Annotated in this window: 24 protein-coding genes and 5 tRNA genes; 8 read left to right on the forward strand and 21 right to left on the reverse strand. The window is 70.3% G+C overall.

Translation table 11 applies throughout. The annotated features are described in order from the left end of the window. Window positions 1-754: 754 nt before the first annotated feature. Window positions 755-2,443, reverse strand: coding sequence for a DAK2 domain-containing protein (locus ACFY1E_RS23375; protein WP_389079009.1), 1,689 nt, complete (start codon window positions 2,441-2,443; stop codon window positions 755-757). Window positions 2,444-2,697: 254 nt separating this feature from the next. Here ACFY1E_RS23375 and rpmB point away from each other — a divergent pair, with 254 nt between their 5' ends. Further along, window positions 2,698-2,883, forward strand: coding sequence for a 50S ribosomal protein L28 (rpmB, locus tag ACFY1E_RS23380; RefSeq protein WP_003993230.1), 186 nt, complete (start codon window positions 2,698-2,700; stop codon window positions 2,881-2,883). 107 nt (window positions 2,884-2,990) lie between these two features. Here rpmB and thiD read toward each other — a convergent pair whose 3' ends face one another. Further along, entirely contained in the window at window positions 2,991-3,797 is an 807-nt protein-coding gene (thiD, locus tag ACFY1E_RS23385) for a bifunctional hydroxymethylpyrimidine kinase/phosphomethylpyrimidine kinase (protein ID WP_389079012.1), read from the reverse strand. After that, window positions 3,794-4,759, reverse strand: coding sequence for a thiamine-phosphate kinase (locus ACFY1E_RS23390; RefSeq protein WP_030943058.1), 966 nt, complete (start codon window positions 4,757-4,759; stop codon window positions 3,794-3,796). The genes thiD and ACFY1E_RS23390 overlap by 4 nt, the downstream gene beginning before the upstream one ends. Window positions 4,760-4,965: 206 nt before the next feature. On the opposite strand from ACFY1E_RS23390, the gene ACFY1E_RS23395 reads away from it, so the two are divergent. Beyond that, entirely contained in the window at window positions 4,966-5,199 is a 234-nt protein-coding gene (locus ACFY1E_RS23395) for an Lrp/AsnC family transcriptional regulator (protein WP_003997603.1), read from the forward strand. Window positions 5,200-5,219: 20 nt separating this feature from the next. Beyond that, window positions 5,220-5,711: a DUF3515 domain-containing protein gene (locus ACFY1E_RS23400; protein WP_389079013.1), complete on the forward strand. Its 492-nt coding sequence runs from the start codon at window positions 5,220-5,222 to the stop codon at window positions 5,709-5,711. A 109-nt stretch (window positions 5,712-5,820) separates the two neighbouring features. On the opposite strand, the gene ACFY1E_RS23405 is transcribed toward ACFY1E_RS23400, so the two are convergent. Genes ACFY1E_RS23405 through ACFY1E_RS23415 form a run of 3 tightly spaced genes read right to left on the reverse strand, consistent with a single transcriptional unit; the run spans window position 5,821 to window position 8,827 of the window. Continuing rightward, complete coding sequence (locus tag ACFY1E_RS23405) at window positions 5,821-6,978, reverse strand: D-alanine--D-alanine ligase family protein (protein WP_389079016.1); 1,158 nt, start codon at window positions 6,976-6,978, stop codon at window positions 5,821-5,823. Between the two features lie 59 nt (window positions 6,979-7,037). After that, window positions 7,038-8,048, reverse strand: a complete 1,011-nt coding sequence (locus ACFY1E_RS23410) for an NAD(P)H-dependent glycerol-3-phosphate dehydrogenase (RefSeq protein ID WP_389079018.1) — start codon at window positions 8,046-8,048, stop codon at window positions 7,038-7,040. Beyond that, window positions 8,045-8,827, reverse strand: coding sequence for a lysophospholipid acyltransferase family protein (locus tag ACFY1E_RS23415; RefSeq protein WP_389079021.1), 783 nt, complete (start codon window positions 8,825-8,827; stop codon window positions 8,045-8,047). Before ACFY1E_RS23415 ends, ACFY1E_RS23410 begins: the two co-directional genes overlap by 4 nt. Window positions 8,828-8,983: 156 nt before the next feature. Here ACFY1E_RS23415 and cofC point away from each other — a divergent pair, with 156 nt between their 5' ends. Both cofC and ACFY1E_RS23425 read left to right on the forward strand, forming a co-directional pair. Next, complete coding sequence (cofC, locus tag ACFY1E_RS23420) at window positions 8,984-9,622, forward strand: 2-phospho-L-lactate guanylyltransferase (protein WP_389079022.1); 639 nt, start codon at window positions 8,984-8,986, stop codon at window positions 9,620-9,622. Between the two features lie 134 nt (window positions 9,623-9,756). Beyond that, entirely contained in the window at window positions 9,757-9,960 is a 204-nt protein-coding gene (locus ACFY1E_RS23425) for a hypothetical protein (RefSeq protein WP_389079024.1), read from the forward strand. A gap of 89 nt (window positions 9,961-10,049) precedes the next feature. On the opposite strand, the gene ACFY1E_RS23430 is transcribed toward ACFY1E_RS23425, so the two are convergent. The 4 genes from ACFY1E_RS23430 to leuC form a co-directional block, all read right to left on the reverse strand. Further along, window positions 10,050-10,697: an HU family DNA-binding protein gene (locus ACFY1E_RS23430; protein WP_389079026.1), complete on the reverse strand. Its 648-nt coding sequence runs from the start codon at window positions 10,695-10,697 to the stop codon at window positions 10,050-10,052. Between the two features lie 137 nt (window positions 10,698-10,834). After that, on the reverse strand, window positions 10,835-11,065 hold the full coding sequence (locus tag ACFY1E_RS23435; protein WP_030943037.1) for a hypothetical protein: 231 nt from the start codon (window positions 11,063-11,065) through the stop codon (window positions 10,835-10,837). 265 nt (window positions 11,066-11,330) lie between these two features. After that, complete coding sequence (gene leuD / locus ACFY1E_RS23440) at window positions 11,331-11,924, reverse strand: 3-isopropylmalate dehydratase small subunit (protein ID WP_389079029.1); 594 nt, start codon at window positions 11,922-11,924, stop codon at window positions 11,331-11,333. Between the two features lie 5 nt (window positions 11,925-11,929). Then, complete coding sequence (gene leuC, locus ACFY1E_RS23445) at window positions 11,930-13,360, reverse strand: 3-isopropylmalate dehydratase large subunit (protein ID WP_389079032.1); 1,431 nt, start codon at window positions 13,358-13,360, stop codon at window positions 11,930-11,932. A 188-nt stretch (window positions 13,361-13,548) separates the two neighbouring features. Here leuC and ndgR point away from each other — a divergent pair, with 188 nt between their 5' ends. Continuing rightward, entirely contained in the window at window positions 13,549-14,265 is a 717-nt protein-coding gene (gene ndgR, locus ACFY1E_RS23450; protein ID WP_015036427.1) for an IclR family transcriptional regulator NdgR, read from the forward strand. An 84-nt stretch (window positions 14,266-14,349) separates the two neighbouring features. Here the strand turns inward: ndgR and ACFY1E_RS23455 are convergent, their stop codons facing one another. Further along, the gene (locus ACFY1E_RS23455) at window positions 14,350-14,859 is read right to left on the reverse strand and encodes a DUF4188 domain-containing protein (protein WP_389079033.1); all 510 of its coding nucleotides are present in this window, start codon (window positions 14,857-14,859) and stop codon (window positions 14,350-14,352) included. A gap of 81 nt (window positions 14,860-14,940) precedes the next feature. On the opposite strand from ACFY1E_RS23455, the gene ACFY1E_RS23460 reads away from it, so the two are divergent. After that, window positions 14,941-15,585, forward strand: coding sequence for a MerR family transcriptional regulator (locus tag ACFY1E_RS23460; protein ID WP_389079036.1), 645 nt, complete (start codon window positions 14,941-14,943; stop codon window positions 15,583-15,585). Between the two features lie 50 nt (window positions 15,586-15,635). Here the strand turns inward: ACFY1E_RS23460 and ACFY1E_RS23465 are convergent. From ACFY1E_RS23465 to ACFY1E_RS23510, 10 genes are all read right to left on the reverse strand, one after another. Then, window positions 15,636-15,708: transfer RNA gene (locus ACFY1E_RS23465), tRNA-Glu, on the reverse strand. 44 nt (window positions 15,709-15,752) lie between these two features. After that, window positions 15,753-15,824: transfer RNA gene (locus ACFY1E_RS23470), tRNA-Gln, on the reverse strand. Between the two features lie 20 nt (window positions 15,825-15,844). After that, window positions 15,845-15,917: transfer RNA gene (locus ACFY1E_RS23475), tRNA-Glu, on the reverse strand. A gap of 29 nt (window positions 15,918-15,946) precedes the next feature. After that, a tRNA-Glu gene (locus ACFY1E_RS23480) sits at window positions 15,947-16,019 on the reverse strand. A 39-nt stretch (window positions 16,020-16,058) separates the two neighbouring features. Beyond that, a tRNA-Gln gene (locus tag ACFY1E_RS23485) sits at window positions 16,059-16,130 on the reverse strand. Between the two features lie 91 nt (window positions 16,131-16,221). Beyond that, entirely contained in the window at window positions 16,222-16,953 is a 732-nt protein-coding gene (locus ACFY1E_RS23490) for an HAD family hydrolase (RefSeq protein WP_389079038.1), read from the reverse strand. A 50-nt stretch (window positions 16,954-17,003) separates the two neighbouring features. After that, window positions 17,004-17,678, reverse strand: a complete 675-nt coding sequence (locus ACFY1E_RS23495) for a DUF4241 domain-containing protein (RefSeq protein WP_389079041.1) — start codon at window positions 17,676-17,678, stop codon at window positions 17,004-17,006. Window positions 17,679-17,789: 111 nt separating this feature from the next. Next, entirely contained in the window at window positions 17,790-19,274 is a 1,485-nt protein-coding gene (gene gltX / locus ACFY1E_RS23500) for a glutamate--tRNA ligase (RefSeq protein WP_389079043.1), read from the reverse strand. Beyond that, window positions 19,267-20,052, reverse strand: coding sequence for a fumarylacetoacetate hydrolase family protein (locus tag ACFY1E_RS23505; protein ID WP_389079046.1), 786 nt, complete (start codon window positions 20,050-20,052; stop codon window positions 19,267-19,269). The genes gltX and ACFY1E_RS23505 overlap by 8 nt, the downstream gene beginning before the upstream one ends. 128 nt (window positions 20,053-20,180) lie before the next feature. Beyond that, window positions 20,181-20,369, reverse strand: a complete 189-nt coding sequence (locus ACFY1E_RS23510; RefSeq protein WP_389079047.1) for a hypothetical protein — start codon at window positions 20,367-20,369, stop codon at window positions 20,181-20,183. Window positions 20,370-20,971: 602 nt separating this feature from the next. On the opposite strand from ACFY1E_RS23510, the gene ACFY1E_RS23515 reads away from it, so the two are divergent. Then, the gene (locus tag ACFY1E_RS23515) at window positions 20,972-24,694 is read left to right on the forward strand and encodes a nitrate- and nitrite sensing domain-containing protein (protein ID WP_389079050.1); all 3,723 of its coding nucleotides are present in this window, start codon (window positions 20,972-20,974) and stop codon (window positions 24,692-24,694) included. Window positions 24,695-24,697: the final 3 nt, after the last annotated feature.

Consider the following 24,697-nt stretch of genomic DNA (forward strand, 5'->3'; position numbering starts at 1 on the left):
CGCAAAGGCAGGACCCCGACACCGGCAGCGGTCAGCAGCCCCCCCCCAACCACCCCGGCCCAGGAACACCGAACCGCGCAGGCCAGGAATCCCGCAACCGACCCCAAGGCCAGGACTCGCAGCCGGCCAAAGCCGGAGCAGACGCGCCGCAAAGGCAGGACCCCGACACCGGCAGCGGTCAGCAGCCCCCCAACCACCCCGGCCCAGGAACACCGAACCGCGCAGGCCAGGAATCCCGCAACCGACCCCAAGGCCAGGACTCGCAGCCGGCCAAAGCCGGAGCAGACGCGCCGCAAAGGCAGGACCCCGACACCGGCAGCGGTCAGCAGCCCCCCAACCACCCCGGCCCAGGAACACCGAACCGCGCAGGCCAGGAATCCCACGGCCGACCCAAGGTCAGGACTCGCAGCCGGCCAAAGCCGGAGCAGAGGGGCCGCAGAGGCAAGGGCTCCGTCGCTGGTAGCGGTCAGCCAGTCCCGCGAAAGGTCAGGACTCGCAGCCGGCCAAGGCCGGAGCGGACGGTCGCAGGGGCAAGGGCTCCGGCGCTGGTAGCGGTCAGCCAGTCCCGCGACCGGCTGAGGCCAGGAGTCGCGGGGCCCGCTGTAGCCACGAGCCGTACGGCCACAGACGAAAGGGTCTCCCAGCCGCTGAGACCAGGCGCCCCCGCCCGCCCGACGTCTTCGCGGTCGGCCCAGGGCAGGAGCGGACGGGCCGTCGGGACTGCTGATGTCAGGAGCGGCGGGTCCCGGTGGGGCTATTCGACGCCGATCAGGAGGAGGGCTCCCTGACGGCCGCCGTGGTACACCACCGTGTCCACGGCGAGATACGACTCGCGGACGCGGGTCTCCAGGCGTTCCGCGACGGAGTCGGGGGCCTCGTCGCCCAGGACCAGGGTGACCAGTTCGCCGCCGGCCTGGAGCATGCGGTCGAGGACGGTTTCGGCGGTGAGGATGACGTCGGAGCCGATCACGGCCACGTCGCCGTCGATGAGGCCGAGGACGTCCCCGGCCTGGCAGATTCCGGCCATGGTCCAGGACTGGCGCTCGGCGACGGCGACCTCGGCGTAGCGGGTCGCGCCGGCCGCCGAGGTCATCGACACGACGTCCTCGTCGAAGCGGCGCTCCGGCTCGTGCACGGCGAGCGCGGCGATCCCCTGGACCGCGGAGCGGGTCGGGATCAGGGCGACCCGGATGCCCTCGGTCCGGGCCTGCTCGGCCGCCGCGGCGGCGGTGTGGCGCAGGTCGGCGTCGTTGGGCAGCAGTACCACCTCGCGCGCATGGGCGCGCCGCACGGCGTCGACGAGCTCACCGCTCGCGGGCGGCTCCCCGGGGCGCGCGAGCACGGTGGTCGCACCCGCCTCGCTGTACAGGCCGGCCAGACCCTCGCCCGGCACGACGGCCACGACCGCCCGCTGCACCTGCTCCCTGGGCGGCCGCCGCCCACCGGTGGTGTGCACGTCGCCGGCGCCGAAGTGGGTGATCCGGATCCGGTACGGCCGCCCCGCCTCGACCCCCGCCTCCACGGCGGCGCCCGCGTCGTCCACGTGTACGTGCACGTTCCACAGCCCGTCACCGCCGACCACGACCAGCGAGTCCCCGAGGGCGTCGAGCCGCGCCCGCAGCCGGTCCACGGCCGCGTCCTCGGCCTCCAGGAGATAGATCACCTCGAATGCGGGTCCGCCCTCCTCCACCAGGGGGACGCAGTCCTCGGTCACGAGGGTCTCCACCACGGCCGTATCAGTCTGCACACGCGCGTGCCCCCCGATCAGCGCAACGGCCGGCGCCTCCCCCGTGAACGTCTCCACCAGCGCCGCGAGCACCGCCACCAGTCCGCGTCCGCCGGCGTCGACCACGCCGGCGCGGCCCAGGACGGCCAGCTGCCCGGGGGTCGCGGCCAGCGCCGCGCGTGCCCCCTCGTAGGCGGCCCGCGCGACCGCCCCGCAGTCGCCCTCGGCTCCCATGGCCGCGTCGGCGGCCGCGGAGGCCACCGACAGGACCGTGCCCTCGACGGGGTGCGCGACGGCCCGGCGGGCGGAGTCGGCCGCGTGCCGCAGCGCGAGCCGGAGGCCGGAGCCGTCGGTGTGAGGTGTCCCACCCTCGGCGGCCAGCACCTGCGCCATGCCGCGCAGCAGCTGCGCGAGGATCGTCCCGGAGTTCCCCTGGGCGCCTATCAGCGCCCCGTGCGCCATCGCGCGCGCGGCGTCGGCCAGCGAAGGCTTCCCGGCGGCCCCGGCGCCCACCTCGTGCCCGGCGAAGACCGCCTCCACCGCCCCGACGGCGGACTCCACGGTCAGATAGAGGTTGGTGCCGGTGTCCCCGTCGGCCACGGGGTAGACGTTGATCGCGTCGATCTCCTCGCGCGCACGGCCGAGCGCCTCCAGCGCGAGGCCGCACCAGGTGCGCACCGCGAGAGCATCGAAGAATGTCTGCGGCACCTGCGCCACCTGCGCCTCCTCAGGATCCGGACTGGACGCAGCGTAGACCCAGAGCGGGTGACCACCGGTAGAGGGCCGGGAGCGGGGCCCTGATCAGCCATGGTAGTTTCGTTGTACTGGCGCAGTCGTTGTATGCTGCTCCGGTTGCCCGATCCACATCGGGCTCTCCCCTGGCACCGCCACTCAGATCTCTGATCCTGCGATCTCGATCCCGGCATGCCGGGACTCAACCGTAAGTGCATCTGAAGTCTTTGGAGTGACCCGTGGCTGCCAACTGCGACGTCTGCGGCAAGGGGCCGGGCTTCGGCAACAACATCTCGCACTCGCACCGCCGTACGTCCCGTCGCTGGAACCCGAACATCCAGCGCGTCCGTACCGTGGTCGGCGGGACGCCGAAGCGCGTGAACGCTTGCACCTCGTGCATCAAGGCCGGCAAGGTCTCGCGCTGACGCACAGCTAAGCGCGCGGCCACTGCTGGTTCGCTGCACTGAGCCGGTCCACCTCGGTGGGCCGGCTTTTTGCTGTACCTGACAAGCCGGAAGGGCGGCGACCGGCATCAAGCCGAGGGAGCACCCGTTCCGAGGGCCCACCCGTGGTCCACGGGCCCGATCCCGCCGCCGAGTGCGAACCCTGCCGCGATCGCCCCGGTGACGTACTCCTTGGCCGCCGCCACCGCCTGGGGCACGGACTGCCCCTTCGCGAGCTGCGACGCGATCGCCGACGCGAGGGTGCAGCCCGTGCCGTGCGTGTGCCGGTTGTCGTGCCGGGGAGCGCGCAGCCAGTGCTCTTCGTAGCCGTCGGTGAGCAGATCGACGGCGTCACCCGGCAGATGACCGCCCTTGATGAGCACCCAGCGCGGCCCGTACGACAGCACGGCCGCAGCCGCCTCGCGCAGATCCGACTCCGACCCGACCTGCACCCCGGCGAGTTGCGCCACCTCGTCGAGGTTCGGCGTCGCGACGGTCGCCGCGGGCAGCAGCTTCGTCCGTACGGACTCCAGCGCGGAGGCCGCCAGCAGCGAGTCCCCGTGCTTGGAGATGCCGACCGGGTCGACGACCGCGGGGGCGCCGGTCGCGGCGATCAACTCGGCCACCGCCTCGACGAGTTCCGCCGAGGCCAGCATTCCGGTCTTGACCGCCTGTACGCCGATGTCGTCGACCACGCTCCGGTACTGGGCCCGCACGGCCTCCACCGGCAGCTCCCAAGCCCCCTGCACACCGAGGGAGTTCTGGGCGGTGACCGCCGTGACGACACTCATGCCGTGCACGCCGAGCGCGAGCATCGTCTTCAAGTCGGCCTGGATCCCGGCCCCTCCACCGGAATCGGAGCCCGCGACCGTCAGCACCCTGGGCGGGGTGCTCATGACTCGATGTCCCCGAAGTGGTCCCAGCCGCCCTTGCTGGTCCACGGCGCCCCGTCCACGGTCACCTGGGGCAGTGCCGACGGGTTGAGCACCTCGCCGATCACCTTCCAGCGGGCCGGCAGCTTCACGTCCGGCGGGAAGGTCGCCACGATCGCGTGGTCCTCTCCCCCGGTCAGCACCCACTGCATGGGGTCGACACCGACGGCCTGCCCGATGTCGTTCATCTGGGAGGGGATGTCGATCGCGCCCGAACGGATGTCGATACGGACCTTGCTGGCCTCGGCGATGTGCCCCAGGTCGGCGATGAGCCCGTCGCTGACGTCGCACATCGCGGTCGCGCCGAGCCCCGCGGCCGCCGGACCCGCGTGGTACGGCGGTTCGGGGCGCCGGTGCGCCTCCACGAACGCGCGCGGCGAGCGGAAGCCCCGCGAGAGCACCGCGTAACCGGCGGCGGACCAGCCGAGCCAGCCGGTCACCGCGACCAGGTCGCCGGGCTGGGCGCCGCCCCGGGTGATCGGCTCCTGGTTGCGCAGATCGCCGAGCGCGGTGATCGACACCACGATCGTGTCACCCCGTACGACATCCCCGCCGACCACGGACGCACCCGCGACCTGGCACTCGTCACGGATGCCGTCCATCAGCTCGCTCGGCCAGGTCACCGGGAGTTCGGCCGGCACCACCAGGCCGAGCAGCAGTGCGGTCGGTACGGCACCCATCGCGGCGATGTCCGCGAGGTTCTGCGCAGCGGCCTTACGTCCTACGTCGTAGGCGGTGGACCAGTCGCGGCGGAAGTGCCGTCCCTCCAGGAGGATGTCGGTGCTGGCCACGACCCGGCGGTCGGGTGCGGCCACCACCGCGGCGTCGTCGCCGGGGCCGACCCGGACCGCCGGGGTGGTGGTGAGACGGGAGGTGAGCTCCCTGATGAGCCCGAACTCCCCGAGCTCACCAACAGTGCCCTTCATTGCCCTTGCTCCCCTTCTGTCCCTGGCCGTGCCCGGTCGCGCGTCATCAGTGTCCTCGATACGGTCGAGGTGACCGTCAACCTTTGCCGTGCCTGCACCCCGGCGCGCAAGCCCCGGCCTCCGCAGGTCTCCCCGCGGCGAGCGGCGACGCGATACCGTGGCGTTCCTTTTCCCCACATGATCCTCGTGGCCGCCCTGGAGGTTCCGTGGTACAGGCGTACATCCTGATCCAGACGGAGGTCGGCAAGGCGTCGACCGTCGCCGAGACGATCAGCAAGATCCCTGGAGTCATCCAGGCCGAGGACGTGACAGGACCTTATGACGTGATCGTGCGGGCCCAGGCCGACACCGTGGACGACCTCGGCCGCATGGTGGTCGCGAAGGTCCAGCAAGTGGACGGCATCACCCGCACCCTGACCTGCCCGGTCGTCCATCTGTAGCCCCCGTCTACCCTTGGCCGGTGAAGTCTTTCAGTCGCCGGCGCCCTGTTCCTGCCGGGCTGCCCGTACTCGTCCTGCTGATCGCCGCCGCGGGCTGCTCATCAGCAGACGACAGCGCGTCGGCGGCGGTTCCCTCGCCGGGGGCGAAGGTCGCTGCTTTGTGCCGGAGCCTGGACAAGGTACTGCCGGCCAAGGTCGACGGTCTGAGTCGCCGGGATCCGGAGCCCGCGTCCGCGCTGACCGCGGGCTGGGGGAACCCGGCGATCATACTGCGCTGTGGTGTTCCGCGGCCCGCGGAGATGAGTGATCCCGAGGCCGACGGGGTCGAGGTCAATGGGGTGGGCTGGCTGCTGCAGAAGCAGAACGACGGGTCGTTCCGCTTCACCACCAGCCTGCGCAAGGCCTATGTCGAGGTGCGCATCCCTGCGAAGCGCACCGGTGATGGCATGGCGCCGTTGGTTGATCTGGCGCCTGCCATCAAGAAGGCGGTGCCGGAGGGTATTGCCGACTGATCGCCGTCGGCGGAAAGGTCATACGTCGACTGCGAGTCGTGTGGGGTTGCTCGCGCCCACGCGGCGGAGCCGCATATCAGGTACAGCCCCGCGCCCCTTGCGGGGCGCTTCACCTCAGCCCGGTTGACCTGCGCAGGGCCGCCTGGATGAGCTTGTCCACCAGCTCGGGGTAGCTGATGCCGCTGGCCTGCCACATCTGGGGGTACATCGAGATCGGGGTCATGCCGGGCATGGTGTTGATCTCGTTGATCACGAACTCGCCGTCCTCGGTGAGGAAGAAGTCCGCGCGCACCAGGCCCTCGCAGGACGCGGCCTCGAAGGCGTCCACCGCGAGCCGTTGCACCTCGGCGGTCTGCTCGGGCGTCAGCGGTGCCGGCACGATCCCCGGGGTCGAGTCGATGTACTTCGCCTCGAAGTCGTAGTAGGCGTGCGCGTCCGGCGGGGGGATCTCGGAGGGCACGCTCGCCCGCGGACCGTCCGCGAACTCCAGCACCCCGCACTCGATCTCACGGCCGCGCAGCGCCGCCTCCACGAGGATCTTCGGGTCGTGCCGCTGGGCCTCCGCGATCGCGTCACCGAGGCCGGCGATGTCGTCGACCTTGGTGATGCCGATCGAAGAGCCCGCACGCGCGGGCTTCACGAAGAGCGGCCAGCCGTGCTCGCCGGCGAAGTCGACGATCTTCTTGCGGGCGGCCGACTCGTCCTGCTCCCACTCACGCGGCCGGATCACCACGTACGGGCCGACCTTGAGCCCGAAGGAGGTGAACACCCGCTTCATGTACTCCTTGTCCTGGCCGACGGCCGAGGCGAGCACGCCCGAACCCACGTACGGGACGCCGGAGAGCTCCAGCAGACCCTGCAGGGTGCCGTCCTCGCCGTACGGGCCGTGCAGGACGGGGAAGACGACGTCGACCTCGCCGAGCGCCTTGGGCACCGATCCGGGCTCGCTGACGACGACTTCGCGGTTGCCGGGGTCGAGGGGAAGCACCACACCGCCCTCGCCCGACTCGGCGACGTCCTCCACCTCGGGCGTACGGCGGTCGGTGATCGCCATGCGTTCGGGCTCGTCGGCGGTGAGGGCCCAGCGGCCGTCCCGGGTGATGCCGATCGGCAGGACGTCGTACTTGGTCCGGTCGATGGCCTTGAGGACGGCGCCGGCGGTGACCACGGAGATCCCGTGTTCGGAGCTGCGCCCGCCGAACACGACGGCCACGCGCGGCTTGCGAGGCGGCTGCTCAGGGCTCTGGGGGAGGTTCTCGGTGCTCATATCGCGTTGAGCGTACCCGTTGGTAGAGCCCCGATACAGCGTCGACTCAGCAGGTTCGCTCAGCGTCGCTCGGGCTTCGCGCTGCGCGACATCAGCTCCTTGAGGGCGACCACCGGGGGCTTGCCCTCGTGCACGATGTCCACGACGGTCTCGGTGATGGGCATCTCCACGCCGTGCCGGCGGGCCAGATCCGCCACGGACTCACAGGACTTGACGCCCTCGGCGGTCTGCTTGGTGACCGCGATGGTCTCCTGCAGGGTCATGCCCTTGCCGAGGTTGGTGCCGAAGGTGTGGTTGCGCGACAGCGGCGAGGAGCAGGTCGCCACCAGGTCGCCCAGGCCCGCGAGTCCGGAGAAGGTCAGCGGGTCGGCGCCCAGCGCCACGCCGAGCCGGGTGGTCTCGGCGAGGCCGCGGGTGATGAGCGAGCCCTTGGCGTTGTCGCCGAGGCCCATGCCGTCCGCGATGCCGACGGCGAGGCCGATCACGTTCTTGACGGCACCGCCGAGTTCGCAGCCGACCACGTCCGTGTTGGTGTACGGCCGGAAGTACGGCGTGTGGCAGGCGGCCTGGAGTCGCTGGGCGACCGCCTCGTCGGTGCAGGCGACGACGGCGGCGGCCGGCATCCGGGCGGCGATCTCCCGCGCGAGGTTGGGCCCGGTGACGACGGCGATCCGGTCGGCGCCCACCTTGGCGACGTCCTCGATCACCTCGCTCATCCGCATGGCGGAACCGAGTTCGACGCCCTTCATCAGGGAGACGAGGGTCGTGTCGGGCGCGAGCAGCGGCGCCCACTCGGCGAGGTTGCCGCGCAGCGTCTGCGAGGGGATCGCGAGGACGGTGAAGTCGGCGCCGCGGGCGGCCTCGGCGGCGTCCGCCGTCGCCCGTACGTTGTCCGGGAGTTCGACACCGGGGAGGTAGTCGGGGTTCGTCCGGGTGGAGTTGACCGCCTCCGCGAGTTCGGCCCGCCGGCCCCACAGAGTGACCTCGCACCCCGCGTCGGCGAGCACCATGGCGAACGCGGTGCCCCACGAACCGGTGCCGAAGACGGCCGCCTTGACGGGCTTGCTCACGTACCCTGCCCCTCTTCCTGCTCGGCCTTCTCCTGGACCAGCTTCTGCTGGTGCGTCCTGCGCCGCTGCTCGATCCGCTCCCGGCGCGGGTCGTACGGCGTCGCGGGCGCCTTCTCGCCGCGGATCTCCTCCAGCTGGCGGGTGATGGCGGCCATGATGACCTCGGTCGCCTCCTTCAGGAGGTCGGGGGTCATCTCCTTGTCGTAGAAGCGCGAGAGGTCGACGGGCGGCCCCGCGAGCACGTGGTGGGTCTTGCGCGGCCGCAGGTTCGGCTTCTTGGCGTACGGCGGCAGCAGTTCGTTGGCGCCCCACTGAGCCACCGGAATCACCGGGCACTTGGTCGTCAGGGCGACCCGCGCGGCACCCGTCTTGCCGGTCATGGGCCACTGGTTCGGATCCCGCGTGATGGTGCCCTCGGGGTAGAAGGCGACGCACTCCCCGCGCTCCACGGCGTCGATCGCGGCGCGGAATGCGCTCAGCGCGTCCGTGGTCTCGCGGTAGACGGGGATCTGCCCGGTGCCGCGCATCGCGGCGCCGACGAATCCCTTCTTGAAAAGGCCGCTCTTCGCCAGGAATCGCGGAACCCGTCCGGTGTTGTACTGATAGTGCGCATACGCGAAGGGGTCCACATGGGAATTGTGGTTCACCGCGGTGATAAATCCGCCCTCTGCCGGAATGTGCTCCATTCCGCGCCAGTCCCGCTTGATCAGAACCACCAGCGGCGGTTTGCAGAGGACCGCTGCGAAGCGGTACCAGAAGCCGATTCTGCGGCGGGGCACGCGGACACCTTCCTCTAGGGCCTTGGGGGCCGCACAAGTGTCGCCCCAGGCCGCCGGTCTGTCGAGAACACCGTACGCCCCGACGACGCGACCGCCAGATGGTCCAGGTGACGGCTGAGTGACAATGGGCCGCGACGAGAGAGGGACGGAACGCCGGTGCTGTGGACCTTGGTCATACCCCTGAAACCCCTGACGCGCGCCAAGAGCAGGCTCTCGGACACCGCGGCCGACGGGCTGCGCCCCGGACTCGCCCTCGCCTTCGCCCAGGACACCGTCGCGGCGGCGCTGTCCTGCCCGGTGGTCGGGGATGTGGCGGTCGTCACGGACGACGCCCTGGCCGGCCGGGAGCTCGCCGCGCTGGGCGCCAGGATCGTCCCCGACGAGCCCCGGGGCGGCCTCAACGCGGCCCTGACGCACGGCGTGACCGCCGTACGCGCCGCACGGCCAGGCAGCCCCGTTGCGGCCCTGAACGCCGATCTCCCGGCGCTGCGGCCCCTGGAATTGTCCCGGGTGCTGGACGCGGCCACGGAATTCCCCCGCGCTTTCCTCGCCGACGCGGCCGGAATCGGCACGACGCTGCTGGCCGCAGCCGCCGCCCAGGAATTGCTCCCGGCATTCGGCCCGGATTCCCGCGCCCGGCACCGGGCCTCCGGGGCCGTGGAGCTCGCGCTCGGGGAGGTGGATTCCGTACGCCAGGACGTGGATACCGGCGAGGACCTGCGCGCCGCGTTGGCACTGGGGGTGGGGCGGTACACGGCAGCGGTCTCGGCGGGATTGCTGATCCCGGGGACCTGAGGTGCCGGTGGGGGGGTCGGGCGCCGCTCGCTGAGAGGTGCCGCCTGCGCCCACCCGTGCCGCCCCTAGCGGCACGACTGCCCGCAGGCTGGGCTGGGCGAGCTGAACCCCCGAGGGGCACTACGCTGGCCGCTATGCAAGCCACCGCATACACGTACGACGCCGAGACAAGAACCGGCAGCGTGCTGCTCGACGACGGCACCCCGGTGCCCTTCGACGCGCCGGCGTTCGACGCGGGCGGCCTGCGACTGCTGCGCCCCGGGCAACGGGTCCGCATCGAGACGGAGGGCGCCGAAGACAGCCTCCGGATCACGCTGGTGACACTCCAGACCCTCTGACCACACCATTTGCCCCCGAAAACACGCCGCGGGCCGGACTCCAATGCGGAGTCCGGCCCGGCGCGTGAGTGCCCCTGTGCCCTTACCTCTTACCTCTTGCGGGCCGTGGCCGTCTTGGCGGTGGTGGTCTTGCGGGCCGTCGACTTCTTGGCGGGGGCCTTCTTGGCCGTCGCCTTCTTCGCCGGGGCCTTCTTGGCGGTCGCCGTCTTGGCGGTGCTCTTCTTCGCCGCGGCGGTCTTGGCGGCGCCCGTCGTCTTCTTGGCCGTCGTCGTCTTCGCGGTCGTCTTCTTCGCGGCGGGCGTCGTCTTCTTCGCCGTCGTCTTCTTCGCCGTGGTCTTCTTGGCGGTGGCCGCCTTGGTGGTCTTCTTCGCGGCCGCCTTCTTCACGGTCGCCGAAGCGCCACCGGTCAGGCTGCCCTTGGGCGCCTTCTTTACGGCGACCTCGCCGCCGCGCGGGAGCTTCTTCGAGCCGCTCACCAGGTCCTTGAAGCCCTGGCCCGCGCGGAAGCGGGGAACGGAGGTCTTCTTGACCCGAACCCGCTCGCCGGTCTGCGGGTTGCGGGCGTAGCGGGCCGGACGGTCGACCTTCTCGAACGAGCCGAAGCCGGTGACCGAGACCCGGTCCCCGGCGACGGTCGCGCGGACGATGGCGTCCAGGACCGCGTCGACAGCCTCGGCGGCCTGCTGTCGGCCGCCCAGCTTGTCGGCAATCGCTTCTACGAGCTGCGCCTTGTTCACGTCTTCCCCTTCGGAGACATTGCCCGAACGAAAGTGTTCAAGCTTTTTCGCACGTTAGGCAGATATATACCGCAAATCAAACACGAAACGGGCTAATCACCCGTGCGCCGCAACGAACTCGGCTGTCTCGAACGCGTTCAGCGGTCCTCTTCGGGGAATCGACCCTCGTCGAGGTCCACGGTGAACGCCTCCAGACGCCTTGCCGCGTCGGCGAGATCGTGCTTGGCCGCGGCCGTAATGACCAGCAGCTTCCGGGTCAGCGCCATCCGTACGCCCTCCGGGACTTGCAGTGCGCGCACCCTTGAGTGCGCTTCCTTCAGTTGGTCCGCGACCGCCGCATAGAGCTCGAGTTGGCCGTCGTGTTCCATGCACAGATTGTGCCATCTGGGGCGAGTTGTCGCCTGCGGGGGTCACAACTGATGCCTCAAACGGCCTTCCGGGCTTCGGCGGAAGTCGCGTCTTCACAACTCGGCTACCCCGGCAACAACCGTCGTAACGTGGGAAGTTGGGAACAGGCCCGAGCGCGCCCGAGGCCGCTCGGGCCCGGACACAGCTGTACCCCCGATCGGGCTGATCGGGGGTACAACGGGGGTGTTCGGGTGGCTGAAAGCCGACCTGCTCAGGGGCCCGGGATCAGACCTTGAGCGTCCGCGGCTTGTACGACGGGCGCTTGGCCTCGTACGCGGCGATGTCGGCCTCGTTCTGGAGGGTGATGGAGATGTCGTCCAGCCCGTTCAGCAGCCGCCAGCGGGAGTTCTCGTCCAGCTCGAAGGAGGCGGTGACGCCCTCGGCGCGCACCTCGCGGTTCTCGAGGTCGACGGTGATCTCGGCCTCGGGGTCCTTCTCCGTGAGCTCCCACAGGGCGTCCACGATCTTCTGCTCGAGAACGACCGTGAGCAGGCCGTTCTTCAGCGAGTTGCCGCGGAAGATGTCGGCGAAGCGGGAGGAGATCACGGCCTTGAAGCCGTAGTTCTGCAGCGCCCAGACCGCGTGCTCACGGGAGGAGCCGGTGCCGAAGTCGGGGCCGGCGACCAGGACCGTGGCGCCCTGACGCTCGGGGCGGTTGAGGATGAAGGTCTCGTCCTTGCGCCAGGCCTCGAACAGCCCGTCCTCGAAACCGTCCCGCGTGACCTTCTTGAGCCAGTGAGCAGGGATGATCTGGTCGGTGTCGACGTTGGAGCGGCGCAGCGGGACGGCCCGGCCGGTGTGCGTGGTGAATGCTTCCATGACTCTCAGACTCCAACGGGCGTACGGGTCTCGGCGTCGGACAGGTCGGCCGGGGAGGCCAGGTGGCCCAGGACCGCCGTCGCGGCGGCGACCTGCGGCGACACCAGGTGCGTACGACCGCCCTTGCCCTGTCGGCCTTCGAAGTTGCGGTTGGAGGTGGACGCGGAGCGCTCACCCGGGGCCAGCTGGTCGGGGTTCATGCCGAGGCACATCGAGCAGCCCGCGTGCCGCCATTCGGCGCCGGCCTCCTTGAAGACCACGTCCAGGCCCTCGGAGACGGCCTGCAGACCCACGCGCGCGGAGCCCGGGACGACCAGCATCCGTACGCCTTCGGCGACTTTGCGGCCCTTGACGAGCTCGGCCGCGGCGCGCAGGTCCTCGATGCGGCCGTTGGTGCAGGAGCCTACGAAGACGGTGTCCACCTTGATGGAGCGCAGCGGCTGCCCGGCCTCCAACCCCATGTATTCCAGGGCCTTTTCGGCGGCGAGGCGCTCCGAAGCGTCTTCGTACGAAGCCGGGTCGGGGACGGACGCCGAAAGCGGCGCACCCTGGCCGGGGTTGGTGCCCCAGGTGACGAACGGCGACAGCGAGGCGGCGTCGATGACGACCTCGGCGTCGAACTCGGCGTCCTCGTCCGTCCTCAGCGTCTTCCAGTACGCGACGGCGGCGTCCCAGTCCTCGCCCTCGGGGGCGTGCGGACGGCCCTTGAGGTACTCGAAGGTGGTCTCGTCCGGGGCGATCATGCCCGCGCGGGCGCCGGCCTCGATCGACATGTTGCAGATGGTCATCCGGGCCTCCATCGAGAGCTTCTCGATGGCGGAGCCGCGGTACTCCAGGATGTAGCCCTGGCCGCCGCCGGTGCCGATCTTGGCGATGATCGCCAGGATCAGGTCCTTGGCCGTGACACCCTCGGGCAGTTCGCCGTCGACCGTGATCGCCATGGTCTTCGGACGGACCAGCGGCAGCGTCTGGGTGGCCAGCACGTGCTCGACCTGCGAGGTGCCGATGCCGAACGCCAGCGCGCCGAAGGCGCCGTGCGTGGAGGTGTGGGAGTCACCGCACACGACCGTCGTACCGGGCTGGGTCAGACCCAGCTGCGGGCCGACGACGTGCACGACGCCCTGCTCGACGTCGCCCAGCGGGTGCAGCCGGACGCCGAACTCGGCGCAGTTCTTGCGCAGCGTCTCCAGCTGGGCCCGGGAGACCGGGTCCGCGATCGGCTTGTCGATGTCGAGGGTCGGGGTGTTGTGGTCCTCGGTCGCGATGGTGAGGTCGAGACGGCGCACCGGGCGGCCGTTCTGGCGCAGGCCGTCGAAGGCCTGCGGGCTGGTCACCTCGTGCAGGAGGTGGAGATCGATGAAGAGGAGGTCGGGCTCGCCCTCGGCGCGCCGGACGACATGGTCGTCCCAGACCTTCTCCGCGAGTGTCCTACCCATCGCTTTCCCTCCGGCCGGCAAACGTCCACCGGCCCAACTAGAGATCTTGAGGAGACGGCACCCGGCCCCAATTCACGGGCGTCCGTCATCCGGCCCGTTCGGTCAGCGGGCCGCTGTGCATACAAGGGTTGCGCGTCTCACGAAAAAAGGAACTTGCGTTTCACAGAGTGAGACGTGAGTATCGTTTCATGGACAACAGTAGCGGCGTGGGCGTTCTGGACAAGGCAGCCCTTGTTCTCAGCGCCCTGGAGTCCGGACCGGCCACCCTCGCGGGACTGGTGGCGGCCACCGGACTGGCACGACCGACGGCCCACAGACTGGCCGTGGCCCTGGAGCACCACCGTATGGTGGCACGCGACATGCAGGGCCGTTTCATTCTCGGCCCGCGCCTGGCGGAGCTGGCTGCGGCCGCCGGCGAGGACCGTCTCCTCGCGACCGCGGGCCCGGTGCTCACACATCTGCGGGACGTCACGGGCGAGAGCGCCCAGCTCTACCGCCGCCAGGGCGACATGCGCATCTGCGTCGCCGCGGCGGAGCGCCTGTCCGGACTTCGGGACACCGTCCCGGTCGGCTCGACGCTCACGATGAAGGCCGGTTCCTCGGCACAGATCCTGATGGCGTGGGAGGAGCCGGAGCGCCTGCACCGGGGCCTGCAGGGCGCTCGCTTCACGGCCACCGCGCTCTCGGGGGTACGACGCCGCGGCTGGGCCCAGTCCATCGGCGAGCGGGAACCGGGCGTCGCGTCCGTCTCCGCGCCCGTACGCGGCCCGTCCAACCGCGTCGTGGCCGCCGTGTCCGTCTCCGGCCCCATCGAGCGCCTGACGCGCCACCCGGGCCGTATGCATGCCCAGGCGGTCATCGACGCCGCCGCCCGTCTCTCCGAGGCGCTGCGCCGCACCGGCTGACACTCGGGACGGTAGGGAGACGTCAGCGAGGAGAGCCGGCCTCAACGCCGCGGCAGGCCCTCCCCGCTCCTCCTGCCCCCCTGGTCACCCGGCCTTCTCGGCCGCCGCCTCCTGCGGCGAGCGGAAGGCGAACCGGTCCTTCGCGTACCGGCCCCGCTTCTGCAGCGGGATCTGCCCGTGCGCGGCCGCGAGGCCGAAGGCAGGCATGTCACCGTAGATCGCCTCGTACGACCCCTCCGGCACGATGTACGCCTCGTGCCAGATCCCCACCTGCCCGCGCAGTCTTCCGCTGCGCTCCTTGCGGTTGATCGCGGCCCACGCCGTGTGGTGGAAGGCGTCCGGCGCGGTCGCGTAGGCGTACAGCTTCTCCTTGGACTCCCAGTACTGCACGACGTAGTACGTGCGGGGCGAGGCCGACAGCAGGACCCGGCTGAGCAGGCCCCGCGCGGGATCCTTCGCCAGCTCCCGCAGCATGCGGAACATCCCGAGCATCACCGGCAGCCACAGATGGACGGCCCAGAAGCGGTTGATGCGCATTCCGATCAGCAGGACGACGACATCGCCCTTCGCGTCGGCCGTCGTACGGGACACCATGGCCATTCCCCTCGTTGGCGAGCAGCGCTATCCGACTGGCGGTGCTTGGATAGTGCCGGTATCCGAGAAGGGGCGCAAGACATGCGGCTCGCCGAACTGAGCAGACACAGCGGTGTGTCCGTCGCGACGATCAAGTACTACCTGCGCGAAGGGCTGTTGATGCCCGGACGGCAGATCAACGCGACCACCGCCGAGTACGACGAGGAGCACCTGCGGCGGCTGCGGCTGGTGCGCGCGATGATCCAGATCGGCCGGTTGCCGGTGGCGACGGTCCGGGAGGTGCTGGAGCATGTGGACGACGACTCCCTGCCCCGTACGATCCGCCTGGGCGCGGCGCTCTGGGCGCTGCCGCAGGTGCCGGAGCCGGACGAGGACGACGAGTACGTCCGGGCCGCGCACCAGGAGGTCGACGCGTTGCTGGACCGGCTCGGCTGGGAGAACGCCAAGCGGCTCGCGACCATCTCGCCCGCGTACCGCTCGCTGGTGGTGGCGGTGGCCGCCTTCCGCCGGCTCGGCTACGGCTGGGGAGCGGAACAACTCGTACCGTACGCCGAGTTGATGCACCGGACGGCCGTCCTCGATCTGGACCTCATGGAGACGCACCCGTCCCAGGCGGAGCAGACCGAGTTCGCGGTCCTGGGGGCGATCCTCAACGAACCGGCGATGCAGGCGCTGCACCGACTGGCCCAGGAGGAGGAGTCGTCGCGGCGGTACGGCCTCGAATGAGCACCGGCCACAGCGAAGGCCCTCCGCCGAAGCGAAGGGCCTTCATGATGTACCCCCGACCGGATTCGAACCGGCGCTACCGCCTTGAGAGGGCGGCGTGCTAGGCCGCTACACAACGGGGGCGAGGATCTTGCAAGCGTTCAGTACTGCACCGCTGCAGATCCGAGCTGGTCTACCTGGACTCGAACCAAGACTAACTGAACCAGAATCAGTCGTGCTGCCAATTACACCATAGACCAATGTGGTTTAGACCAGTTTGTACCCCCGACCGGATTCGAACCGGCGCTACCGCCTTGAGAGGGCGGCGTGCTAGGCCGCTACACAACGGGGGCCCTAGCGATCCCGAGTTGATCGAGATCAGTACCCCCGACCGGATTCGAACCGGCGCTACTGCCTTGAGAGGGCAGCGTGCTAGGCCGCTACACAACGGGGGCCTGCGGAAAGGATCCGCGGTTACGGATGAGCTCCGCGAGCTGGCCTACCTGGACTCGAACCAAGACTAACTGAACCAGAATCAGTCGTGCTGCCAATTACACCATAGGCCACTGGAACGCAAGCCCCTGCGGGGTCCTTGTTCTAGTTTGCTCCTCCGGTTCCCGGCCTTTCGGCCCGCTCTCCGGCGGCGCAGGAAGAACATTACCTGAAGGTGGACGGGGCTCCAAAACGGGTATCGGCGCCGAGGACGGCGGGGAGTTCGGCGAGGGACGCGATCCGGTGCGGGCCCGTGTGTGCATCACCGCTGGTGTGCACGCCGTTGCGGTCGATCCACACCGACAGCAGCCCGGCGTCGGCGGCGCCGCGGCCGTCGATCTCCGGGTGGTCGCCGACGTACGCGACCTGGTGCGGTGCGAGTCCCAGGGCCTCGCAGGCTGCCAGGAAGGCACCGGCCTCGGGCTTGGAGACGCCGAGTTCGGCGGCGCACAGGATGACCTCGAAGCGGTCGTGCACGCCGAGGGTGCGCAGCTTGTGGTCCTGGACGGTGAGGCTGGAGTTGGACAGCACGGCGTGCCGGTGGCTGGCGGCAAGGGCGTCCAGGACCGGCACGACGTCAGGGAAGAGAGCCCAGGCGGCCTCGTAGTGCGTCATGTACCGCTGGAACCAGGCGTCGGCCTCGGCAGCGCCCAGGGGTGTGCCCAGGAACACCCGGATGCGCTCGCGGCGCTGCTCCTCGAAGGACAGCTCCCCCGCCGAGAACCGCGCCCACTGCCGGTCGGTGATCTCCCGCCAGCGCGCGAGGGCCTGCTCAGGGGTCTCGTCCCCGGTGAGCAGGCCCTCGGCGGCCAGATGGGACCGCATGCCCTCGCGGTCCGCGCTGGTGTAGTCGAAGAGGGTGTCGTCGACGTCCCAGACCACGGCGCGAATGCTCATGATCCGACGGTAACCCGGAGGTCGGGGGCGTGTCCGTGGTTCGGCGACTGTCACACGGGGGCGTCGGTGGGGGACGGCGCGACGAAGAAGTCCGTGAGGTAGCAGCTGACCTCGCCGGCGGCGGTGCGGCCGATCCAGGTGGGGTAGAACCCGTCGCCCCAGCCGGAGGTGAACGCGGCCAGCGTGTGGCCGGTGGAGGTGGAGGTGACCAGGTGGGGCCCGTGCGACCAGTCGCTGTTCTCGAAGGCCTCCCACAGCGGGCCCTCTTCCTCCTCGGTCCCGGGGAAGGCCTCCTCGGCCGAGGCGTCGTAGAAGCAGCCGGTGCCGGCGTCGACGCCGTAGCCGTAGAACTCGTCGTCCCCGAGTTCGGCGAGGTCCTGTTCCGGACCGAGGGCCAACTCCCAGGTCACAGCGGGCTCGTCGCGGATCACGAGGCGGGCCGCCGCCACCCGCCGGTGGGGGCGCTCGGCCGGGGGCTCGCCGGGACGGGTCAGGGTCGCGACAGCCGCATCGACGCGGTAACGACCCGGGGCGACGGTGACGGTGAACGGTTCTATGTCCCCGGACCCGAGGTAGACGAACGGGTCGCAGGCGACGACCCGTCCGGTGGGCAGGTCGAGCATCCCGCCGTCGGCCACGTGGATGACGCCCGTCTGCCCGGACTCGTAGGCGAACGTGCTGCCCGGGGTGAACAGCCAGGTGTAGTCACGAGGAGACATCGGCATGAGTGGCGCCCTTCCGGATCTTGAGTGCGATGCCGGAACACTATTGGGCCCCACTGACAACGCCGAGGGGCGGCGGCCGCAACGGCCACCGCCCCTGCACGCGCGTGTGCGCTACGCGGTCAGCTTCGCCAGCGCCGCATCGATCCGAGCAAGCGTCTTCTCCTTGCCCAGGATCTCCAGGGACTCGAACAGGGGCAGGCCGACCGTGCGGCCGGTGACGGCGACGCGGACCGGGGCCTGGGCCTTGCCGAGCTTGAGGCCGTGGGTCTCGCCGGCGGCCAGGACGGCCTCCTTGAGGGACTCGGCGGAGGTCCAGTCGGCGGACTCCAGTTTCTCGCGGGCCGTGCGCAGGAGGGCATCCGAGCCTTCCTTCATGGCCTTCGTCCAGGACGCCTCGTCGAAGACCGGCTCGGCGAGGAACAGGAAGTCGACGTTGTCCGTGATCTCCGAGAGGACCTTCAGACGGGTCTGGGCGTGCGGGGCGACCGCCTGCCACTTGGCCTCGTCGAAGTCCTCCGGCGCCCAGGGGGCGAAGGGGGCCCTGAGCCAGGGGGCGCAGCGCTCCGTGAAGTCCTTCACATCCAGCAGGCGGATGTGGTCGGCGTTGATCGCCTCGCACTTCTTGAGGTCGAAGCGGGCCGGGTTGGGGTTCACGTCCGCGATGTCGAAGGCCGCCACCATCTCCTCGATGGTGAAGATGTCCTGGTCCGCGGAGAGCGACCAGCCCAGCAGGGACAGGTAGTTGAGCAGGCCCTCAGGGAGGAAGCCGCGCTCGCGGTAGAGGTTCAGCGAGGACTGCGGATCGCGCTTGGACAGCTTCTTGTTGCCCTCGCCCATCACGTACGGCAGGTGCCCGAACTGCGGGATCTCCTTGGCGATGCCCAGCTCGATCAGCGCCTTGTAGAGGGCGATCTGGCGGGGCGTGGAGGAGAGCAGGTCCTCGCCGCGCAGGACGTGGGTGATCTCCATCAGGGCGTCGTCGACCGGGTTGACGAGCGTGTATAGCGGGGCGCCGTTGGCGCGGACGATGCCGTAGTCCGGGACGTTCTCCGGCGTGAACGTCAGCTCCCCGCGGACCAGGTCCGTGAAGGTGATCGTCTCGTCGGGCATCCGGAAGCGGACGATCGGCGTACGGCCCTGGGCCTTGTACTCCTCGACCTGCGCGGCCGTGAGGTCGCGGCAGTGGCCGTCGTAGCCGGACGGCCTGCCGGCGGCGCGGGCTGCCTCACGGCGGGTGTCCAGCTCCTGCTGCGAGCAGTAGCAGTGGTAGGCGTGCCCGGCGGCGAGGAGCTTCTGCGCCACGTCGGCGTAGAGGTCCATGCGCTGCGACTGGCGGTACGGCGCGTGCGGGCCGCCGACCTCGGGGCCCTCGTCCCAGTCGAAGCCCAGCCAGCGCATCGAGTCGAGCAGCTGGTTGTACGACTCCTCGGAGTCGCGGGCGGCGTCGGTGTCCTCGATGCGGAAGACCAGCGTGCCCTGGTGGTGCCGGGCGAACGCCCAGTTGAACAGGGCGGTGCGGACCAGGCCCACATGGGGGTTACCGGTGGGCGAGGGGCAGAAACGGACGCGTACGGGGGAGGCGGGTGCGCTAGCCACGCTTGACAACCTTGTTGGTGAGAGTGCCGATGCCTTCGATGGTGACGGCGACCTCGTCGCCGACGGTGAGCGGCCCGACGCCTGCCGGGGTGCCCGTGAGGATCACGTCGCCGGGGAGCAGCGTCATGGCCTCGGAGATGTTGACGATCAGGTCCTCGATGGGGTGGATCATCTCGCTGGTGCGGCCGAGCTGGCGTTGTTCGCCGTTGACCGTGAGCTGGACGGTCAGATCGGACGCGGTGGCGAGGTCGATGTCCGTCTCCACCCAGGGGCCGAGCGGGCAGGAGCTGTCGAAGCCCTTGGCCCGGGCCCACTGCTTCTCGCGCCTCTGCACATCGCGGGCGGTGACGTCGTTGGCGCAGGTGTAGCCGAAGATCACGTCGGCCACGCGCTCGCGCGGGACCTCGCGGCACATGCGGCCGATGACGACGGCCAGTTCGGCCTCGTGGTGCAGTTCCTCGGAGAAGGAGGGGTACTGGATCTCGTCGCCGGGGCCGATCACCGAGGTGGAGGGCTTGAAGAAGGCGAACGGGGCGTCGGGCACCTCGTTGCCCAGTTCGCGCGCGTGCTCCGCGTAGTTGCGGCCGAAGGCCACGACCTTGTTGGGGAGCACCGGCGGGAGCAGCCTGACCTTGCTGACCGGCACCTTCGTACCGGAGAGCTCGAAGTCCGCGAACGGGATGCCCTTGATGATGTCGAGGACGAGCTCGTCCGGCTTGTCGCCCTCGACCGCGCCGAAGGCGACGTTCCCGTCGATGGAGAACCTGGCGATGCGCACGGGATCCTGCGCCCCTCACTTGAGCCGGCTGGAGTCTGACGCTCCAGGCTAACGCGGTGAGGGGGCTGCGCTTCGCGCATTTGATCCTGCGCGCGGCCGCGGTGAGTGATCTACGGCCGGCGTGCGTACTACTCCGCGACGGAGGCCGTGGCGGGGGCCTCCACCAGGATGGTGCGGCGCGGGTTGGCCGTCTGGGGCGGGAGGTCGACGGGGTGCTCCGGCTGCTGCGGCGTCTGCAGTGCGTCTGCGTCCTCGAGGTGCGCCAGCGTAGTGCGCCGCGGGTTGGCTATGTTGCGGAACATCATCGTCGTCTTCACTGTTGTACGTGACCTTGTCGTCTACGGGCGCCGGGGCGGGGCCTCGGGCCCCTCGCGCAGGCGCGGTTGTCAAAGTGTTACATCCTGTAAAGCGTCAGGCTAAACATTCAATTCCCTTCCCAAGACGTGAAGTCCCCATGATCAGCATGTGAGTTTGCTCACGACCTGACAGGCAAAACGGTCAATTCGGGCCAGTGGATGACCACTACGAAACGGACATTGCCCACCTGAAGCCCTCATTCCGCTCCTGATCATGGCGACTGGGACACCGCTCCCACCTGGGTGACTCGCTCACATAAGTCCGTTATGGACGAGATCACTTTCTACGTCCGGTAATCCTGCACTCACGTGCAGTCACGTGCGTCACGGCATAGTGCTCGGCCCTTGTTGGAGATCCGGCACTGTGCTGGAATTCCACGGACCGCCGCAGGATCGAGCCGGCGCACAGGGGGCGCGACGAGCGTCGCGTTGCGGCGAGAAGGGGGATCCAGCGCCGGTCACTTCACGACCACAGGGGGCGCATTCAGGGCGCCACCTAAAACGCCGACACCGTGTCTTTCCGTTCACCCGGAGGGGCGCCTGGTCCAGAGGTTGCGACGCTAGTGCAGGGACGTTTCAAGAGGGATGGCAGTGCTTCGGCGGAGCCGGAGCCGCACGGCGGGACTGGCCCCAATGCCGGCAGTCCCTCCCCCCAGCACGCCCAGAACCCGGGCCCGGCACCGTCCGGCGACGGCGGAGAGCGCTCCGGGCGCTCCGGCGCGTCGGCACCTCCCGGGTCCCCCGGCTCCGCCGCTCCGGCGGTCAAGCCGCCCAGCGGTCCGAGCGGTCCGGGGTCCCGTGTGGCCCTGCGCAACTGGCGCATCTCCACGCGCCTGGTGTCGCTGCTCGCGCTTCCCGTGGTGGCGGCCACCTCGCTGGGCGCCCTGCGCATCAGCGACAACTTGAACGACATCCAGCAGCTCGACAACATGAAGCTGCTGACGGACATGACCAAGCAGGCCACCGAGCTTGCCGACGCGCTCCAGAAGGAGCGCGACCTGTCCTCCGGTCCGCTGGCGCACGGCTCCAAGGCGAGCGACTACACGGTCAAGGGCTACCGGGACAAGACGGACCGGGCCAAGACCAACTTCATCGACTCCGCCGAGCAGATCGACACGTCCAACAAGGACGGCTCGCTCCAGGGCGTCCGCGAGAGCCTCGTCGGCGTGGTCGGCGACCTCGAACAGCTGTCGAAGATCCGCTCCAGTGCCTACCAGGCCAAGAACAACTCGACCCAGACCGTCGAGGCCTACCACCGTCTGGTCACGCACCTGCTGGACCTCTCCCAGGACATGGCCGAGGCCACCAGCAACCCCGAGATGATCCAGCGCACCCGCGCCCTGGCCTCCTTCTCCTCCGCCAAGGAGTACGCGTCGATGCAGCGCGCCGTCCTGGCGGCGGCGCTCCCCGCGAACAACACCACGGTCGGCGACCTGTCGGAGAACGACCGGCTCTACGCGCAGTCGGCGCTGGAGAGCCAGAAGTCGGAGCTGCGCAGCTTCCGGAGCATCTACGGCACCGAGAAGGCCACCGCTCTCCTCAAGCCCATCGAGGAGAACAACACGACGATCACGGCCAGCGACAAGTACGCCAGCCGTGCCCTCGCCTCCCAGAACGCCCTGGACGACCTGCCGAAGCGCTCGTACCAGGACTGGGTGGACGACAGCTCGACCAAGATCGAGCAGATGAAGAAGATCGAGCACACGCTGCTCGAGGACATGGAGCAGAAGGCCCGCGAGCTGCGTTCCGCCTCCGAGCGTGAGGCGATCATCTCCGGTGCGCTGATCCTGCTCGTGCTCGGCGTCTCCCTCGTCGGCGCCTTCGTCATCGCCCGCTCCATGATCCGCTCGCTGCGCCGGCTGCAGGAGACCGCCAACAAGGTGGCCCAGGACCGGCTGCCCGAGCTGGTCAAGCAGCTGTCCGAGTCGGACCCGCAGGACGTCGACACCTCCGTCGAGTCGGTCGGTGTGCACTCCCGGGACGAGATCGGCCAGGTGGCCGCGGCCTTCGACGACGTGCACCGCGAGGCGGTCCGCCTCGCCGCCGAGCAGGCGCTGCTGCGGGGCAACGTCAACGCGATGTTCACCAACCTCTCGCGCCGCTCCCAGGGCCTCATCCAGCGTCAGCTGTCGCTGATCTCCGAGCTCGAGTCCCGTGAGGCCGACCCGGACCAGCTGTCCTCGCTGTTCAAGCTCGACCACCTCGCGACGCGTATGCGCCGTAACGGCGAGAACCTCCTCGTCCTCGCCGGTGAGGAGCCCGGCCGCCGCTGGACCCGCCCGGTCCCGCTGGTCGACGTGCTCCGCGCCGCCGCCTCCGAGGTGGAGCAGTACGAGCGCATCGAGCTGGCCGCCGTGCCGACGACCGAGGTCGCCGGCCGTGTGGTCAACGACCTCGTGCACCTCCTCGCCGAGCTGCTCGAGAACGCGACCTCGTTCTCCTCGCCGCAGACCAAGGTCAAGGTCACCGGTCACGCGCTGCCCGACGGCCGCGTCCTGATCGAGATCCACGACACCGGTATCGGCCTCTCCCCCGAGGACCTCGCGGCGATCAACGAGCGGCTCGCCTCGCCGCCCACCGTGGACGTCTCCGTCTCCCGCCGTATGGGTCTGTTCGTGGTCGGCCGACTTTCGCAGCGCCACGGCATCCGCATCCAGCTGCGCCCCTCCGACTCCGGTGGTACGACCGCGCTGGTCATGCTGCCCGTCGATGTCGCCCAGGGCGGCAAGAAGCCGCAGCCCAAGCCGGGTCAGGGCGCCGGTTCCTCCGGTGGCCCCGCCGCCGCGCAGGCCGCCGCGGGTGTGGCCGCCGCACGGCGCCAGGCCGGTGCCGGTGCGCCCGGTGGTGGCGCCCTCGGTGCCGGTGCTGCCTCCGGTGGCGGTCTGCTCGGTGCCGGTCAGGGCCCGCGGGCCGCGCTGCCGGGTGCCGGCGACGGCCGTCCGGGTGCGCCCGGCGGAGCGCGTGGGCCGCAGTCCCCGGCAGTCCCGCAGCAGGGCCGTCCGGCTCCCGCGGGTGCGGGCGCCGCGTTCGGTCAGGCGCCGGGTGCGCCGCAGGGCCTGCAGGCCGCGGGCCTGGGCCAGGACAGCTTCGGCGGCGCTCGTGGCGCCGTACCGCCGCAGTCCTCGAACAACGCCGACGCGGGCAACGAGCAGGGCCGCGGCCGCCGTGGCCGTCAGCCTCAGCTGCCGGGCCGTGGCGGTCCGCGTGCCGAGCTGCCGGGCGGCAACCAGCAGCAGTCCCGGCCGAGCTGGAGCGACGAGAACGCGCAGCCGCCGGTGCCGCGTGCCTCGCTCGACACCCCGCGCGGCCACGACGAGACCTCCCGGATGCCGCGCATCGACGCGACGTCCGAGATGCCGGCGGTTCCGCGGTCCGACGACCGCCAGGGCCCCGGTTCCACCTCGGAATTCGCCCGCCCCGACTTCGGTGCTCCGGCGCCGGGCAACCCGCAGCACACCGGTCAGTTCGCCGCCCAGGACTTCGGGGCGCAGCAGCCGAGCAGCAACGGTTCGCAGAACACGGGCCAGTTCGTCCGCTCGGACGTCTTCGGCGCTCCGTCCGGCCAGAACGGGCGAGGCGGCCAGAACCACCTGAACAACCCGAACAACCCCGCCAACACGGGCCAGTTCGCGAGCCCTCAGGCGTACGACGGCAGCTCCACGGGCCAGTTCGCCGCACCGGGCTACGACAACGGCTCCACCGGGCAGTTCGAGCGTCCGGGCGGCGACTTCGGTGCTCCGCGGCAGCCGGCTCCGCAGCGTCCGCAGCAGCGGCCCGTCCGCCAGGAGCCCGAGGCGCTGCCGCCGGCGCCGGGCCCGGGCGACGGCCGTACGCCGCTGTACGACACGCTGGAGACCAACTGGTTCCACGGCCAGCAGGGCGGTCAGCAGAGCAACGGCTCCGCACCGGCCCCGCAGCAGCCGCAGGCCCCGGCCGCTCCCGCGGCCCCACCACAGCACTCTGCGGCTTCACAGCGTCCCGCCACCTCTTCCTGGCGCACCTCGCCGAACGACGATCTCGTCCGGCAGGCAGAGCGTGTCAGGCAGCCGGCGGCGGGCGGCGTCACCACCTCCGGCCTGCCGCGCCGGGTGCCCCGGGCGAACCTCGTTCCGGGCACGGCTCAGCAGCAACAGCACCAAGCCGGTCCGCAGGTCTCGCGTGCGCCTGACGACGTACGCGGCCGGCTGACCAATCTCCGTCGGGGCATCGCGCAGGGTCGCCAGGCCGGTACCGGTACCGGTCAGACCGGCAGTTTCCCGAGCCCCACTCACCAGCAGGAGCGTTAGTTG

The sequence above is a fragment of the Streptomyces sp. NPDC001604 genome, assembly GCF_042893475.1.
Lineage (GTDB): Bacteria > Actinomycetota > Actinomycetes > Streptomycetales > Streptomycetaceae > Streptomyces.